The organism is Jatrophihabitans sp. (assembly GCF_035474675.1).
Taxonomy (GTDB): Bacteria; Actinomycetota; Actinomycetes; order Mycobacteriales; family Jatrophihabitantaceae; genus Jatrophihabitans_A.
The window spans coordinates 26,385-40,827 of sequence record NZ_DATINC010000087.1 but is presented as its reverse complement, the minus strand read 5'-3'; the positions used below and the strand labels follow the sequence as shown (position 1 = coordinate 40,827).

General features: G+C 72.8%; 15 protein-coding genes. 10 read left to right on the top strand and 5 right to left on the bottom strand.

Going from position 1 to position 14,443, the window contains the following annotated elements; all coding sequences use genetic code 11:
* The 6 genes from VLJ82_RS11025 to VLJ82_RS11000 form a co-directional block, all read left to right on the top strand.
* Nucleotides 1–360: Phenylacetic acid catabolic protein (locus VLJ82_RS11025; protein ID WP_408663397.1), on the top strand; the 360-nt coding region annotated here is incomplete at its 5' end.
* The gene (gene paaB, locus VLJ82_RS11020; RefSeq protein WP_408663396.1) at nucleotides 357–644 is read left to right on the top strand and encodes a 1,2-phenylacetyl-CoA epoxidase subunit PaaB; all 288 of its coding nucleotides are present in this window, start codon (nucleotides 357–359) and stop codon (nucleotides 642–644) included. The genes VLJ82_RS11025 and paaB, both read left to right, overlap by 4 nt.
* Nucleotides 641–1,408 (top strand): 1,2-phenylacetyl-CoA epoxidase subunit PaaC, encoded by a 768-nt coding sequence (gene paaC / locus VLJ82_RS11015; protein ID WP_408663395.1) that lies wholly within the window; start codon nucleotides 641–643, stop codon nucleotides 1,406–1,408. The genes paaB and paaC overlap by 4 nt, the downstream gene beginning before the upstream one ends.
* A 5-nt stretch (nucleotides 1,409–1,413) precedes the next feature.
* Entirely contained in the window at nucleotides 1,414–1,947 is a 534-nt protein-coding gene (gene paaD / locus VLJ82_RS11010; RefSeq protein WP_408663394.1) for a 1,2-phenylacetyl-CoA epoxidase subunit PaaD, read from the top strand.
* Nucleotides 1,944–3,020, top strand: a complete 1,077-nt coding sequence (locus tag VLJ82_RS11005) for a 2Fe-2S iron-sulfur cluster-binding protein (protein WP_408663393.1) — start codon at nucleotides 1,944–1,946, stop codon at nucleotides 3,018–3,020. Before paaD ends, VLJ82_RS11005 begins: the two co-directional genes overlap by 4 nt.
* Before the next feature lie 51 nt (nucleotides 3,021–3,071).
* Nucleotides 3,072–4,145 carry an AI-2E family transporter gene (locus VLJ82_RS11000; RefSeq protein WP_408663392.1) on the top strand — a complete coding sequence of 358 codons (1,074 nt, stop codon included), beginning with the start codon at nucleotides 3,072–3,074 and terminating at the stop codon, nucleotides 4,143–4,145.
* A 19-nt stretch (nucleotides 4,146–4,164) separates the two neighbouring features.
* Here VLJ82_RS11000 and VLJ82_RS10995 read toward each other — a convergent pair whose 3' ends face one another.
* Nucleotides 4,165–5,250, bottom strand: a complete 1,086-nt coding sequence (locus VLJ82_RS10995; RefSeq protein ID WP_408663391.1) for a glycerate kinase — start codon at nucleotides 5,248–5,250, stop codon at nucleotides 4,165–4,167.
* Nucleotides 5,247–6,416, bottom strand: a complete 1,170-nt coding sequence (gene solA / locus VLJ82_RS10990; protein WP_408663390.1) for an N-methyl-L-tryptophan oxidase — start codon at nucleotides 6,414–6,416, stop codon at nucleotides 5,247–5,249. Before solA ends, VLJ82_RS10995 begins: the two co-directional genes overlap by 4 nt.
* Before the next feature lie 140 nt (nucleotides 6,417–6,556).
* Between solA and VLJ82_RS10985 the strand changes: the two genes are divergently transcribed.
* The gene (locus VLJ82_RS10985) at nucleotides 6,557–7,231 is read left to right on the top strand and encodes a hypothetical protein (RefSeq protein ID WP_408663389.1); all 675 of its coding nucleotides are present in this window, start codon (nucleotides 6,557–6,559) and stop codon (nucleotides 7,229–7,231) included.
* Nucleotides 7,232–7,261: 30 nt separating this feature from the next.
* Here VLJ82_RS10985 and VLJ82_RS10980 read toward each other — a convergent pair whose 3' ends face one another.
* Together VLJ82_RS10980 and VLJ82_RS10975 are read right to left on the bottom strand one after the other, a co-directional pair.
* Complete coding sequence (locus VLJ82_RS10980; protein WP_408663388.1) at nucleotides 7,262–7,699, bottom strand: OsmC family peroxiredoxin; 438 nt, start codon at nucleotides 7,697–7,699, stop codon at nucleotides 7,262–7,264.
* 108 nt (nucleotides 7,700–7,807) lie between these two features.
* Nucleotides 7,808–8,263 (bottom strand): MarR family winged helix-turn-helix transcriptional regulator, encoded by a 456-nt coding sequence (locus VLJ82_RS10975; RefSeq protein WP_408663387.1) that lies wholly within the window; start codon nucleotides 8,261–8,263, stop codon nucleotides 7,808–7,810.
* Between the two features lie 416 nt (nucleotides 8,264–8,679).
* Here VLJ82_RS10975 and VLJ82_RS10970 point away from each other — a divergent pair, with 416 nt between their 5' ends.
* On the top strand, nucleotides 8,680–9,066 hold the full coding sequence (locus VLJ82_RS10970) for a hypothetical protein (protein ID WP_408663386.1): 387 nt from the start codon (nucleotides 8,680–8,682) through the stop codon (nucleotides 9,064–9,066).
* A 118-nt stretch (nucleotides 9,067–9,184) separates the two neighbouring features.
* Here VLJ82_RS10970 and VLJ82_RS10965 read toward each other — a convergent pair whose 3' ends face one another.
* Complete coding sequence (locus VLJ82_RS10965) at nucleotides 9,185–11,152, bottom strand: ATP-binding protein (protein ID WP_408663385.1); 1,968 nt, start codon at nucleotides 11,150–11,152, stop codon at nucleotides 9,185–9,187.
* 278 nt (nucleotides 11,153–11,430) lie between these two features.
* Between VLJ82_RS10965 and VLJ82_RS10960 the strand changes: the two genes are divergently transcribed.
* Together VLJ82_RS10960 and VLJ82_RS10955 are read left to right on the top strand one after the other, a co-directional pair.
* Nucleotides 11,431–12,048 carry a DUF4255 domain-containing protein gene (locus VLJ82_RS10960; RefSeq protein WP_408663384.1) on the top strand — a complete coding sequence of 206 codons (618 nt, stop codon included), beginning with the start codon at nucleotides 11,431–11,433 and terminating at the stop codon, nucleotides 12,046–12,048.
* Between the two features lie 4 nt (nucleotides 12,049–12,052).
* On the top strand, nucleotides 12,053–14,443 hold the full coding sequence (locus tag VLJ82_RS10955) for a carboxypeptidase regulatory-like domain-containing protein (protein WP_408663383.1): 2,391 nt from the start codon (nucleotides 12,053–12,055) through the stop codon (nucleotides 14,441–14,443).

The following is a 14,443-nucleotide window of genomic DNA, read 5'->3' as shown; positions in this document are numbered from 1 at the left end:
ATGTTCGGCCCACCGGACGCGGACTCCACCCACTCCGCCCAGTCCTTGGCGTGGAAGGTCAAGCGCTTCTCCAACGACGAGCTGCGCCAGCGCTTCGTCGACATCTGCGTGCCGCAGGCCGAGACGCTGGGGCTGACCCTGCCCGACCCGGACCTGGTGTGGAACGCCGAGCGCGGCCACTACGACTACGGCGTGATCGACTGGACCGAGTTCCAGCAGGTGCTCAAGGGCAACGGCCCGTGCAACCGGCAGCGGATCGCCACCCGGCGCCGGGCTCACGACGACGGCGCCTGGGTGCGCGAGGCCGCCGCTGCCTATGCGGCCAAGCAGCAGGCAGCGACGGTGACGGAGGCCGCGTGAGTACCGCGCTGACTCCGCTGTGGGAGGTGTTCGTGCGGCCCGCGCGCGGCACCAACCACGTGCACGTCGGCTCGCTGCATGCCGCCGACGCGACGCTGGCGTTGCAGAACGCCCGCGACCTGTACACCCGCCGAAACGAGGGCGTCTCGATCTGGGTGGTGCGCTCGGCCGACATCACCGCCAGCTCACCCGAGGAGAAGGACTCCTTCTTCGAGCCGTCGGCCGACAAGCCATACCGGCACCCGACTTTCTACACGATCCCCGAGGGCGTCGAGCACCTATGACGCAGAGCTCCGCACCGGCCAGCGCCGAGGTCGCCGGGTACGCCATCCGCCTCGGTGACGACGCGCTGATCCTGTCGCACCGGCTGTCGGAATGGTCAGCCCACGCGCCGCAGATCGAAGAGGACATCGCGCTGGCGAATATCGCTCTCGACCTGCTCGGCCAGGCCCGCTCGCTGCTGACCTACGGCGGCTCGTTCAGCGGCCGCTCCGAGGACGACCTGGCCTACCTGCGCGAGGAGCGCCAGTTCACCAACCTGCAGCTGGCCGAGCTGGAGAACGGCACCTTCGCGGTCACCATGGTGCGGCAGCTGCTGTTCTCCTGCTACCAGCACGAGCTCTACCGCGACCTGGAATCGTCCCGGGACGCCCAGCTGGCCGCGATCGCCGCCAAGGCCGTCAAGGAGGTGGCCTACCACGTGGAGCACGCCAGCACCTGGATCCTGCGGCTGGGCGACGGCACCGAGCTGAGCCATGACCGTACCCAGGCCGCCCTTGAGGGGGTTTGGCCTTACAGCCACGAGATGTTCGCCGACGACGAGCTGGCCCGGCGGATCGCTGACCTCGGCGTCGGCCCGCTGCCGTCGGGCTTGCGGCCGGCCTGGCTGGGAACGGTCCAGGGCATCCTCACCGAGGCGACCCTGACCCTTCCCGACGATGACTGGAAGCCCACCGGGGGCCGCGCGGGCCTGCACACCGAAGGTTTCGGCTACCTGCTGGCCGAGATGCAGCACCTGCACCGGTCCCATCCCGGAGCCCGGTGGTGACGGCCATGGTGACGACCGAGTCCGCCCTCGAACGGCTGGCCGCGCTGCGGCTGGCCGCCGCGGCGGTTCCGGACCCCGAGATACCGGTGCTGACCATCGCCGACCTGGGCATCCTGCGCGACGTCCGGTTCGCTGCCGACGGCCGGCCCGAGGTGGTGCTGACCCCGACGTATTCGGGCTGCCCGGCCACCGAGGCCATCCGCGCGGACGTGCTGGCCCAGACCCGCGAGGTCGATCCGCAGACCCGGGTGGTCATCGAGCTGGCGCCGGCCTGGACCACCGACTGGATCACCGACGAGGGCAAGGCCAAGCTGCGCGACTACGGCATCGCCCCGCCACGGCCGACGAGAGCCGGCCCCGTCCCGGTTCAGCTCGGCAGCAGGCCGGCCGTGCGTCCGGCGGCCACCGACGCGGCCCGCTGCCCGCGGTGCGACTCCGCCGACACCGAGCTGATCAGCCAGTTCGGCTCCACACCGTGCAAGTCGCTGCGCCGCTGCCGAAGCTGCGCCGAGCCCTTCGACGAATTCAAGTCGCTGTGAGCGGCTTCCACTCCCTCGCCGTCGCCCGGGTCGAGCCGCTCACCGGCCAGGCCTGCGCGGTGCACTTCGCCGTGCCGGCCGAGCTGCGCGACGAGTACGCCTTCGCTCCGGGCCAGCACCTGACGCTGCGCCTGCCCGCCGGTGACCAGGAGGAGCGCCGCACCTACTCGATCTGCTCGACGCCCGCCGACCTGGCCGAGCGCGGCGCGCTGCGGATCGGGGTCAAGCGGATCCCGAACGGGCTGTTCTCCGGCTGGCTGACCGGCGAGCTGCAGCCGGGCGCGGCGATCGAGGTGATGACCCCGGCCGGTCGGTTCGGCACCCCGGTCGCGCCGGCGAACGAGCGCCACGTCTGTTGCCTGGCGGCGGGTTCGGGAATCACCCCGGTGTTGTCGATCGTCACCTCGATCCTGCGCGCCGAGCCCGCCAGCCGGGTCACCCTGATGTACGGCAACCGCACCTCCAACGACGTGATGTTCCTGGAGGAGCTGGCGGATCTGAAGAACAGCTACCCCAGCCGGTTCACCCTGCTGCACGTGCTGTCGGCCGAACCGCAGCTGTCGGACCTGCTGACCGGCCGGATAGACGAGGACAAGATCACCATCCTGCTGGACGGCCTGTGCAAGGACGCCGACGAGTGGTACCTGTGCGGCCCGCTCGGCCTGGTCTCGACCGCCCGCGCCGCGCTGGTGGCCGGCGGCGTGCCTGCCGCCGCCGTGCACTCGGAGCTCTTCTACGTCGGCGACGAGCCACCGGAGCTGGCTGCCCCGGCCCCGCCAGAACATGCGGCGACCGAGCGCAGCCAGGTGACGGTGACCCTGTCCGGCCGGACCTCCACCATTCCGGTCGGCTACACCGGCCCGAGCATCCTCGATGCGGTGCTGGCCAGCCGGCCGGACGCGCCCTACGCCTGCAAGGGCGGTGTCTGCGGCACCTGCCGGGCGATGGTGACCGCCGGCTCGGTCTCGATGACCCGCAACTACGCCCTGGAGCCGGAAGAGCTGGCCGCCGGGCTGGTGCTCGCCTGCCAGTCCCATCCGGTGACGCCCGAGGTCAGCCTGCGGTTCCAGTGACCGCGGCAGACCGTCCCCGGATCGAGGGCCCGCTCCACTAGCCTTGGCCGAATGGACGTCAAGGGCGCGGTTCCGATCGGCGGGCAGCCGGTCGAGCAGATGGTCAACGTCCGCCGTCCGCGCTCGGTCATCGCGTTCGCCTGCTGGTTCGCCCTCGGGGTGGGAGTGGCTTACCTGGGCTTCCTGATCGTCGAGAAGCTGCGCACCATCCTGTACCTGCTGGCGTTCTCGCTGCTGATCGGCGTGACCCTCGACCCGCTGATCGGCTTCCTGCAGCGGCGCGGGATGCGCCGATCGGTTGCCGCGCTGCTGACCTGGCTCGGAGTCGTGGTGCTGCTGACGACCCCGATCGTGCTGGCGGTGAACGCCGCCAGCACCCAGCTGCCGGCGCTGATCAAGTCTGCCCCCGAGCTGATCCGCAACGCCGAGAGCCATCTGGGCGTGCTCGGCGACCGGCTGGCTGCCGCCACCGACTCACCGACCCGCGGCTCGATCAACCCGACCGAGGTCCTCGACTACGTCCTGACCGGCGGCGCGCTGCTGTTCACCGCGGTGACCGACATCGTGGTGGTGGCGTTCCTGTCGCTGTACTTCGCCATCGAGCTGCCGCACCTGCGGGAGCTGGCACTCAAGGCGGTGCCGGCGTCCCGCCAGGTGCGCACCGCCCGCATCCTCGACGAGCTGACGCTGCTGGTCGGACGGTTCATGCTCTCCACGGTGCTGATCGCCATGCTGTTCGGGCTGGGCACCACGCTCTGGTCCTTGGCCTGGGGCATCCCCTACGCGGTGCTGCTGGGCGCGCTGGTGACCGTGCTGTCGCTGGTTCCGGTGATCGGCTCCACCGTCGGCGGCACGGTGGTGACGCTGGTATCCCTCACCGTCAGCCTGCCCACCGCGATCATCACGCTGATCTTCTACATCAGCTACCGGATGGCCGAGGACTACCTGATCCAGCCCCGGATGATGAAGTTCTCCGTCGAGCTGCCCGGCGTGGTCACGGTGCCGTCGGTGATCCTCGGCGGCGCGGTGCTCGGCGTGCCCGGCGCGCTGTTCGGGGTGCCGGTCGCGCTGATCCTGCGGGTGCTGGTGCGCGAGCTGGTGTTCCCGGCCACCGACCAGGCCTGACCGCCATCAGCCCGGCAGGTTAGGCCAGGGCGGCTCGCCGGCCGGCCTCGGTCAGCCAGCGCACCGGATCCGCCAGCGCGGCGCGCTCGGACCCGGCCAGCTCGGTGAGGCCGGTCAGGCCCACCCCGGGCACCGCGGCGGCCATCCCGCCGGCCACCGACCCGGCCACCACCCGGGCCGGCACGCCAGCCGCCGCGGCCAGTTGCAACACCTGGCCGCAGGTCTTGCCGGTCAGCGAGCCGGCGTCGAAGCGCCCCTCGCCGGTCACCACCAGGTCGGCCCGCCGCACCGCCGCCGGCAGCCCGACCAGCTCGGCGATGGCGGCCGCGCCGGGCACCAGTTCGCCGCCCCAGTAGGCCAGCCCGTACCCGGTGCCACCGGCCGCGCCGCAGCCGGGCTGCTCGGGATCGCTGCCCAGCACCGCGGCCAGCCGGCGCAACCCGCGGTCGAGCTCGGCCACCTGTGCCGGGTCGGCGCCCTTCTGCGGCCCGAAGGCGGCCGCCGCCCCGGACGGCCCGAACAACGGCGCCCGGACGTCGACCAGCACCTGGACGCCACCGGGCGGCAGCGGCACCAGCCGGTCGGGGTGCACCGCCACCAGGCCCGGCAGGCCCACGCCGCCGACCGGCAGCAGCCCGCCGGCACCGACCAGCTGGGCGCCGAGCGCCGACAGCGCCCCGGCGCCGCCGTCGGTGGATGCCGAGCCGCCCAGCGCCACCACCACCCGGCCGGCCCCGGCCAGCAGCGCCGCGGCCAGCACGATGCCGAGCCCGATGGTGTGTGCGCCCATCGGGTCGAGCGGGTCCAGCCCGGCGATGCCGCAGATCTCGGCCAGCTCGACCGCGGCGGTGTCGCCGGTGCGCAGGTAGCGGGCGGTCCGGGCGGTGCCGACCGCGTCCACGGTCGGCACCGACACCCATTCCGCGTCCGGCTGGTCGGCGGCCAGCACCTCCAGGGTGCCGTCCCCGCCGTCGGCCATCGGCAGCAGCACCAGCTCGTCGTCCGGCCGGGCCGACCGCCAGCCGGCGGCCAGCGCCGCGGCGGCCTGCGGTGCCGGCAGGCTGCCCTTGAACTTGTCCGGTGCGAACAGCACCCGAAGGCTCATCGCCGAACGGCATACCGCTCGGGGGACAGGAAGCCGATGTCGTGCCGGGTGGTGCCGTCGACCACCAGGTCCGCCACGATCTCGCCGACCACCGGAACGAACTTGAAGCCGTGCCCGGAGAACCCCATCGCCAGCACCACCCGGCCCGCGGAGTCCGGGTGGATGCCCAGCAGGAAGTCGTCGTCCGGCGTGCCGGGGTACATGCACACCGAGCTCGCCACGCAGTCGCCGGCCAGCCCCGGCAGGGACCGCGCGAGCAGCTGCCGCACCGTCCGGTACTCCGGCTCCGAGACGGTGCGCCGCAGGGTGTCCGGGTCGACGTCGGTCTCCAGCCAGTCGTGGTACAGCGCCGCCTTGACCCCGTCGTCGCCGGGTTGGTAGGGAAATCCGTACAGCTCCATCCGGGGCTCGCCGGGGGCGACCGGATGGCTCCACATGTAGACCGGGAACTTCTCCGGGGCGTAGTCGGCCACCGAGGTCAGCGGCCGGAACCAGTGCACGGTCTGGCGCTGCACCGTGATCGGGAAGTCGTCCAGCCCGCCCAGCCGGCCGGCCCAGGCGCCGGTGGCGATCACCACCCGGTCGGCCTGCAGCTCCTCGCCGCCGGCCACCAGGTGCACCCCGTCCGGGCCCAGCTCCAGCTGCTCGACGACCGTGGAGAACCGCAGCTCGGCGCCGGCGGCCGCGGCCAGCTCTAGGTTGGCGGCGACGGTGGCCTCCGGCAGCGCGAAACCGGCGTCGGCCTCGAAGACCGCCAACTGGCCGGCGGGCAGCTCGAACTGCGGGTACCGGGCACGCAGCGCCGCCGGGTCGAGCACCTCGTGCGGCAGCGACCAGTGCCGTGCCGACGCCAGGGTTCCGGCGACCACCTCGCTGTCCGGCGGGCCCATCATCAGCGCGCCGCACCGGGTGAACAGCTGGCTGCCGGCGGCGGCCGACAGCTCGTCCCACAGCTGGTAGGACCACACCAGCAGCGGCACGTAGTCCGGCTTCTCGAAGTAGGCCTTGCGCACCACCCGGGTGGCGCCGTGCGAGGAGCCCAGCGCATGCGCCGGGGTGAACTGCTCGATGCCCAGCACCCGCCGGCCGCGCCGGGCCAGCGCGTAGGCCGCCGAGGAGCCCATGCCGCCCAGCCCGGCGACGATCACGTCATACCGCTCGCTCATGGTTCCCCTCGTTCCGGCGCAAGCTCGGCGCAGCAGCCCGCTGCGCTCGGGCCCCATGATCTCGCAGACAGGCCGCGCGTCCCACACCCGGTCCCGCGAAGCCGATCCGCCGGCACATCCGGACGGGCTACCGTGTCCGCGTGAGCTGGCTGACCGAACTGGACTCCGACTGGCAGTCCCGACCGCCGCCGCCCCGCAACCGGCTCCGGCTGGTGGCCGCGGTGCTGGCCGGCTGGCTGGCCGTCAGCCTGCTGGTGCTGGTCGTCCTGCTGCGCTTCGACGACCGGGACTCCGGGCACCGCTCTCCCGGCACGCCGGTAAGTTCCGCACCCGGCGCCCCGGTCACCAGCCCAGGCAGCTCGGCCAGCAGTGCCGGGCCCAGCGGCGCGGTGCCGGCCGGCTGGCAGCTGCGGGCCGCCGACGACCAGACCGACTGCACCGCGCACTCCTACGGCCAGGTGCAAGTGTTCTTCACCCGGACACCGTGCACGGCGGTGCACCGCAGCCTGTTCAGCACGTCCTCCGGCGGCCGGGCCGTGGTGGTGGCGGCGAGCACCGTAACCTTCGCCAGCTCCGGCCAGGCCGGCGAGTACCTGCGGCTGGTGACCTCGGACGGCACCGGCAACGTCAACGACCTGCTGCGCGAGGGCAGCCGGTACCCGGGCTCGCCCAGCAAGCTGCCGCCGGCCGCCTTCGCGTCCCGGCAGGACGGCAGCCGGGTGCTGGTCGCCGAGGCCGGCTACGCCGAAGGGCCGTCGGACTACTCCGACGCCACCCTGCAGGCGGTGGCCCGGCAGGCCGTCGCCGCCGGCTGAAACCGGTGGGTCCGCCGGCTGATCGGCGGGTCAGTCGAGCGAGGCGTCCAGGGTGATCTGCACGCCGGTCAGGGCCTTGCTGACCGGGCAGGCCTGCTTGGCCTGCTCGGCCGCCGCCTCGAACCCGGCCGCGTCCAGGCCCGCCACCTTGCCGTGCACCTCGAGCGCGATGCCGGTCAGCCGGAAGCCGCCGGCCGGGTCCGGGCCGAGCGACACCTTGGCGGTGACCTCCAGGCTCTGCGGCGTGCCGCCGGCCTGGGCGACCAGCGCGGACAGCTGCATCGCGTAGCACGACGAGTGCGCGGCGGCGATCAGCTCCTCCGGGCTGGTGGTGCCGTCGGCGTCCTCGGCCGCCCGCTTGGGGAACGACACCTGATAGGTGCCCACCTTCGAGCTGCTCAGCTCGACCTGGCCGGACCCCTCCTGCAGGGTGCCGTTCCAGGCAGTACGAGCGATACGCGTGGGCATGAGGGCTCCTTCACGGTCGGGGGCGACGGTTGGCGCAGCTGAACGTAGGCGATCCTATCGCGCTCGACCTATGGACGGATCGTCCCGTCCGCCGTGCGACCCTCCGGCTCAGCCGTGCTTCTTCTCCAGGTCCGCGGTCAGCCGGCGCAGCTTCCGGACCAACCGGATCCGGCTCGCCGGGTCCAGTTCGGTCGCCTCGCCGATCCGGCCGGGTACCCCGGCCGCCCGCCGCCGCATCGCCTTGCCCTGCCGGGTCAGCTGCACGTCGACGGTCCGCTCGTCGCCGGGCCGGCGCTGCCGGGTGACCAGGTCCATGGCCTCCAGCCGCTTGATCAGCGGTGAGAGGGTGTTGGACTCCAGGTGCAGCCGGGCGCCGATCTCGCCGACCGAGGAGGTCCCCTGCTCCCAGAGCAGGGTCAGGACCAGGTACTGCGGATAGGTCAGGCCCAGCTCGTCGAGGACCTGGCGGTAGGTGGCTGTCATGGCCCGTGACGCCAGGTACAGCGCCAGGCACAGCTGGTCATCGAGAGCTGTGGTCACATCGTCCGAGCGCATCGCCGTCATAGGAGGAAGGGTAAACCGGCGTGCGCGCTTTGGATGCCTCCAAACTGCCCGATTTTGTACTGCCTATTCCGGGCCGGAACTCCCCCCGCTGTCTGCAAGGCCGGCCCACATCAGTACGGACCAGCCCGGACAGCACGGAGCAGCTGCGAAACAGCCTTGTCTACAGGTGGAATACCGCCTGTAGACGCAGAGAAGCCCTGCGCGACCCCTGGTACCCCCGTACCATCGCGACAGGGCTTCTACTGCTCTTGCGTCCCTCGTGTACCCCCGTACGGGAGAAAGCGTAGCGAGGCAAGCGCCGAGCACACAAGCCGCAAACTAGTTACCGATCGACTACGCGCAGTGGTCGAACTGGATCGAGTTTCTCCTGCAAACTAGGAGCGATCCTTCGCAGCCAGCGGTTAGAGTTACGCTCCGTGGCTTCCACTCCCGGCACCGGCCCGCACGGCGACGACGAGGACCCGCACCCCGACGAGACCTCCCTCCAGGACGGTCCACCCAACCAGATGGTCGAGCAGACCTGCGCGTTCTGTGGCTGCAGGCAGGTGGTCTGGGTCCATCCGCTGGCCACCGACCGGGTGCTGTTCCGGCGGTTCGGCAAGGACGAAGTGGTTCCCAGCTTCTGGGGAATGTGCGAATCCTGCGAGCAGCTCTACCAGAACGGCCAGGACGACGAGCTGATCGCGTTGATGAAGAGTGCCGGTGGCTGGGTCTGGCAGGGCACCGAGGTCGACGACGTGCTGCGCAAGCCGGTCGACGTCTTCCGCGAGGCCGACCTGGGCCGGCGCCCGGTCGGCGGCTGACCGCCGGGCTGCCGGCTGCGGCAGGCCCCGTCAGACACCTCCCGGTCCGGGCCGGCCGGTTCTCGAGTCCGGGCCGACCGGCGCCGCTGACCGGTCAGGCCGGTGGCGCCCGGACCGGTCAGGCCGGCAGGAAGGCGTGCTCGGGTACCCGGCGGCCGAGCTTGTGGTACTCCCCGACCGTGGCCACCGCCAGGTGCCGCATGCCGACCAGCTGATCGGCGCTGATCGCGTCGTAGGCGGCCGACAGCACGATGTTGCGGATGTCGCCGCCGGACAGCTCCACCGACTCGGCCAGGAAGTCGAGGTCGATCGGGTCCTCCGGATCCAGTTCCGGCAGCTGCCCGAGGTGGCTCTGCCACAGCCGCCGGCGGGTGGCGGCGTCCGGGTCGGGAAAGTGCACGATGAAGCTCATCCGCCGGGAGAAGGCCTGGTCCAGGTTGCCTCGCAGGTTGGTCGCCAGGATGGTGATCCCGTCGAACTGTTCCATCCGCTGCAGCAGGTAGGCGACTTCCTGGTTGGCGTACCGGTCGCGCGAGTCGCGCACCTCCGACCGGCTGCCGAACAGCGCGTCGGCCTCGTCGAAGAACAGCACCACGTCCAGCGCCTCGGCCGACTGGAACACCTTCTCCAGGTTCTTCTCGGTCTCGCCGATGTACTTGTCCACGATCGCCGACAGGTCCACCTGGAACAGGTCGATGGACAGCTCCTCGGCGATCACGTTGGCCGCCAGGGTCTTTCCGGTGCCGGGGCTGCCGGTGAACAGGGCCGCGATGCCGCTGCCCTTGGCCCGCAACGGGCCGCGGGCGGTGACCTGGTCGCGCACCCGGGCCCAGCTGACCAGCTGCTGCAACGACCGGCGGGCATGCTCGGGCAGCACCAGGTCATCGAACGTCGGGCCCTGACTGGCCGGACCGGACCGGGCCGGGATGCGGTGCACGCCCGCCCCGCCGGAGCCACCGACCCGGCGGGCCGCCTCGCGCACCAGTTCCGCCGACAGCGGCCGGTGCCGGGAGTCGGCGAGCATCCGGGCGTAGCGGGCGGTCTCCAGCACCTCTTCGGGGGTCAACCGCAGCCCGAGCAGGGCGTTGCGCAACTGCTCGTCGGAGCTGGCCAGCTCCCCCAGGCCGGTCCGCCAGATCGCCGCCCGGTCGGCGACCGCCAGCGGGCGGGCGTCCACGGCCAGCGGGAACCGGCGCAGCCACGCCGGGTTCCACGGCCGGGACCCGACCGCGATCACCGGCACCGCGGCCCGTTCCAGCAGTTCCAGGCCGGCCACTGCCGCGGGCTCGCCGAGCAGCTCGGCGCCGGTGACCACCAGCCCGCAGCCGCGCAGGCCGGCCTCCCGGGCGGCGGCGGCCACCGCGGTGAGCAGGTCGACGTCGGCCGGGCAGCGGCGCAGGTCCACGGCCAGGCACCGCAGCCCGAGCGCGCCGAAGGCACCGGCCGCCAGCGAGTTGCCGGCCGCGGCCGCGCTGGCCGAGATCCAGACCAGCGGCACGCCGTTGTCGATGGCGGCCGCCACTGCCGGGGTCTCGGCCAGCGCGATCGGCACCGGAAAGCTGAGCATGGCGGCCACCGCCGGGTCGGAGGCGTCCGAACCCGCCAGGAAGGCCGCCACCGGGTCGGGCACCCGCAACTGCCGGCCCAGCCACGGCTCGTTGCCCTGCACCTCGACCAGCCGGTGCCGGCGCAGCGGTCCGTCCGGGCCGAGCCGGTCGAAGCCGTCGGCGGCCAGCGTGGGAATCCCGGTCAGCTCCAACGCCAGCGCGACGCTGGGCCGGGCCGGGCCGGTCAGCCCGCGCAGCAGCCCGAACGCCATGCCGAGGTTGGCGTCCAGGTCGGCGGCCACCGCGATGGTCAGCAGACCGGCGTCCACCGGGTCCAGGCCGAACACCTCGCCGACCCCGGTCAGCACGTCGCGCTCGGCGACATCGTCCGCCGCGCCGTCCCCGGCCGGCTGGTAGTCCGACCGCAGCACCGCGACGATCGCGTCCAGCTCGGCGACGCCGGGCGAGCCGCCCGCCTCGGCCCGGCGGCGAGCTGCCACCGCGACCTGTTCGACCAGCTCGGCCAATCGCTGTCGCATGCACGTCCTCTCCGGCCCGGCACCGGGTAACTGTCGGGTTCGTAGTCTGGCAGCCGGGCGTACCGGGCAGTGCGCACCTTTTCGGCGCGTCGTGGGCGCGTCCGCACGGTGGCCGGGGTGATCTCCGGTAAACAAGTGCTAACAGTGACCCCACACTTGCGAGCCTGGTGTTACCTCGGCCGGTAGCAGGTTTGGGCTGGCACCGACCGCCATGTCCTCGGGGTCACTACACGGGGTATCCGTCGCATTCTGTGCCGCACGCTCGAGGGGATGGACCAGTGCTGATCCCCCTTGTCGAACAAGGCCTGGAGAAGCTCGTCCGGATGGCGCTGCCGCTGCCCGAGCAGGTGGGAGCGGTTTCCTTCGACCCGCCCTCGCGCAGCTGGGCGGCGCAGCTGAGCCGGATCACGGTCAGCATGTTCCTGTTCGGGGTGGGCCGTAGCCCGCAGCCGCCCCGTCCGATGCCCGAGCGCAGCGGCACCGACGGTCGGCCGCAGCGGCGCGGCCCGGTGCCGATGATCGAGTTGAACTACCTGGTCAGTGCCTGGGCCGGCAACGTCCGCGACGAGCACGAGCTGCTCGGCGACGTGCTGGGCTGCTTCCTCACCCACCAGGTGCTGCCCGCCGAGTTCGCCGCCCCCAGCCTGCTGTCCAGCGTGCAGATCGCACTGGCACCGGCCGATACGGCACGGGTGAAGGACGTCTTCGCCTCGGTCGAGGGCTCGATGCGCGCGGCGTTCGAGATCGTGCTGACCACCGCCCTGGATGTCGGGGCCTGGGCCGACATCGCCCCGAGCGTGCAGCGGATCGAGGCCCTCACCGCGCCGTTGCCGACCCGGCCGGCTGCATCACCGGCACCGGCCGCGCCGGCACCGGCACCGGCCGGGGCGTCCTAGTCCCATGCTCGTCACCGCAGACACCGACCTCCTCGACATCGCGCCGGGCGGCAGCGCCGAGGTGGTGCTCGACGTCCGCAACACCAGCTCGATCATCGACGGGGTCACCACCCGGGTGATCGGGCTGCCCGCGTCCGGGGTGACTAGCAAGCCGATGCTGCTGCCGCTGTTCCCCGACGCCAGCGGCCAGGTCACCCTGTCGGTCGGGGTGCCGCCCAGCTACCCGGCCGGCCGGCACGCCGTCACCATCGAGGTCGCCTCGGTGGGCGCCCGGCTGCCGTCGGCCTACCTCGACCTGGACATGCTGGTGGCACCCCGGATGGAGCTGTCGCTGGCCTGCCGGCCGCAGGTGGCCCGGGCCCGGCGGCAGGCCCGGTTCGTGCTGCAGCTGGCCAACACCGGCAACCTGGCGCTGGACGTCGAGCTGACCGCGGCGGACGCCGACCGGGCGGTCAGCACCTCCTTCACCCCGGCCCGGCTGCGGATCGAGGCCGGCACCGTCGCGGTCTGCGTGCTGCGGGTCCGCGGACCGCGGATGATCACCGGCGCGGAGCTGGACCGCACCGTCACCGTCCAGGCGGTCGCGGTGCCCGCCGGTCCGGTGCTCCCGCCGGCCGAGGCCGCCCCGGCGGTGCACTACACCGGCCCCGACGACGACGAGGACTGGCTCGCCGACCTGCGCGCCCCCGCCCCGGACGACCCCGCTGTCGAACCGGACCCCGCGTCGGCGCTGGAGCCGATCGCGCGGACCGGCAGCGTCCGGCTGCGGCAACGGCCGCTGCTGTCCCGCGGCCTGCTCACCGCTCTGGTGCTGCTGGCCATCATCGGGTTGTGGGCCGCGGTGTTCCTGCTGGGCCTGAACCAGGCGTTCAAGGGCGAGCCGATGACCAAGCAGGCACCGGCCTCGTTCTTCGCCGCCACCGGGGCTGCCGGGCAGTCCGGCGGCATCGCCAACGCGGCCGCGGTCACCGGCGACCCGGCCCCCGCCGGGGCGCTGCCCAAGTCCGGACCGCTGCCGCCCGGGGTGGGCGCGGTGATCACCGGCACGGTGATGGCCACCAGCAACCACCAGCCGGCCGGCCGGATCCTTGTCGAAGCATTGCGGGTGACCGACAAGGGCCTGCAGGTGGCGAGCTCGGCGGCCAGCCAGACCGACGGCACCTACACCTTGGCCGGGCTGTTCCCCACTGACTATCTGTTGCGCTTCTCGGCGACCGGGTACAAGACGGTGTGGTACCCCGGCGCGCCGAACCAGGCCGGCGCCCGGCCGGTCGCCGCCGACACCGAGGCCGCCACCAGCGGGATCGACGTCGCCATTCCAGGGCTGCCGGCCTCCATCCAGGGCACCATCGACCCCGGCGACACCCTGGCACCGGTGACCGCCACGGTGCAGGCCACCTCGCTGGTCGGCAAGGTCACCAGGCCGGTCGCCACCACCGTCACCGGCGCCGGCGGGACGTACCGGCTGGCCAACCTGCCGGCCCCGGGCACCTACCAGCTCAGCTTCACCGCCCCGAACTACCAGGCCACCACCGTGGTGACGACGGTGGCAGGCGGGCAGAACCGGTTCCAGTCCACCGTCCGGCTCAGCGTCGGCAACGGCCAGATCGGCGGGGTGGTGACCGACGGGCACCGGCCACTCGGCGGGGTGGCCATCACCACCACGGTCAACGGCAAGGACGTCACCATCGGCACGCCCACCACCGGCACCGTCGGCAGCTTCGTGATCCCGGCGCTGCCCACCCCGGGGACGTACGTGATCACCTTCGCAGCCCCCGGTTACGGCGCCCAGACCTCGGTGGTGCAGCTCGGCCCCGGGCAGAGCCGGTCCGGCCTGAACGTCGCGCTCGCCGCCGGGGTAGGCAGCGTCAGCGGGGTGCTGACCGACTCCGACGGCAACGGCCTGGGCGGGGCGAGCGTCACGGTGGGCGGGGCGCCGACCACGATGACCACCACCACGCTGACCACCGGGGCGGTCGGCTACTTCAGCTTCAACGCCCTGCCCGCGCCCGGCTCGTACACCCTGACCTTCAGCCTGCCCGGCCACGCCGCCGCCACCGTGCCGGTGGAGCTGTCCGCCGACGGGGCGCCGCCGCGGGTGCGGGCGGTGCTGGCCACCGCGCTCGGCCGGATCACCGGGGTGGTCACCGGCCCGGACGGCTCCCCGCTGCCGGGCGCCAGCGTGCTGGCCACCGACGGCCGGCAGAGCTGGAAGTCCCAGGCCACCGGCGCCGGCGGCGGGCTGTCGGCGGGCGGCTTCCTGCTCACCGACTTAGCACCTGGCACCTACACCGTCACCGCCAGCATGCCCGGCTTCAGCCAGCAGACCGCGCTGCTGACCGTGACCGCCGGCACCACCGTCAGCCAGAACCTGCGGCTCGGGCCGGGCAGCTGA

Coding starts and splice junctions, on each gene's coding strand:
- VLJ82_RS10975 (WP_408663387.1), bottom strand. CDS start 8,263: ATGACGGCGATGCGCTCGGACGATGTGACCACAGCTCTCGATGACCAG.
- solA (WP_408663390.1), bottom strand. CDS start 6,416: ATGAGCGAGCGGTATGACGTGATCGTCGCCGGGCTGGGCGGCATGGGC.
- VLJ82_RS10980 (WP_408663388.1), bottom strand. CDS start 7,699: ATGCCCACGCGTATCGCTCGTACTGCCTGGAACGGCACCCTGCAGGAG.
- VLJ82_RS10995 (WP_408663391.1), bottom strand. CDS start 5,250: ATGAGCCTTCGGGTGCTGTTCGCACCGGACAAGTTCAAGGGCAGCCTG.
- VLJ82_RS10955 (WP_408663383.1), top strand. CDS start 12,053: ATGCTCGTCACCGCAGACACCGACCTCCTCGACATCGCGCCGGGCGGC.
- paaC (WP_408663395.1), top strand. CDS start 641: ATGACGCAGAGCTCCGCACCGGCCAGCGCCGAGGTCGCCGGGTACGCC.
- paaD (WP_408663394.1), top strand. CDS start 1,414: ATGGTGACGACCGAGTCCGCCCTCGAACGGCTGGCCGCGCTGCGGCTG.
- VLJ82_RS11000 (WP_408663392.1), top strand. CDS start 3,072: ATGGACGTCAAGGGCGCGGTTCCGATCGGCGGGCAGCCGGTCGAGCAG.
- VLJ82_RS10965 (WP_408663385.1), bottom strand. CDS start 11,152: ATGCGACAGCGATTGGCCGAGCTGGTCGAACAGGTCGCGGTGGCAGCT.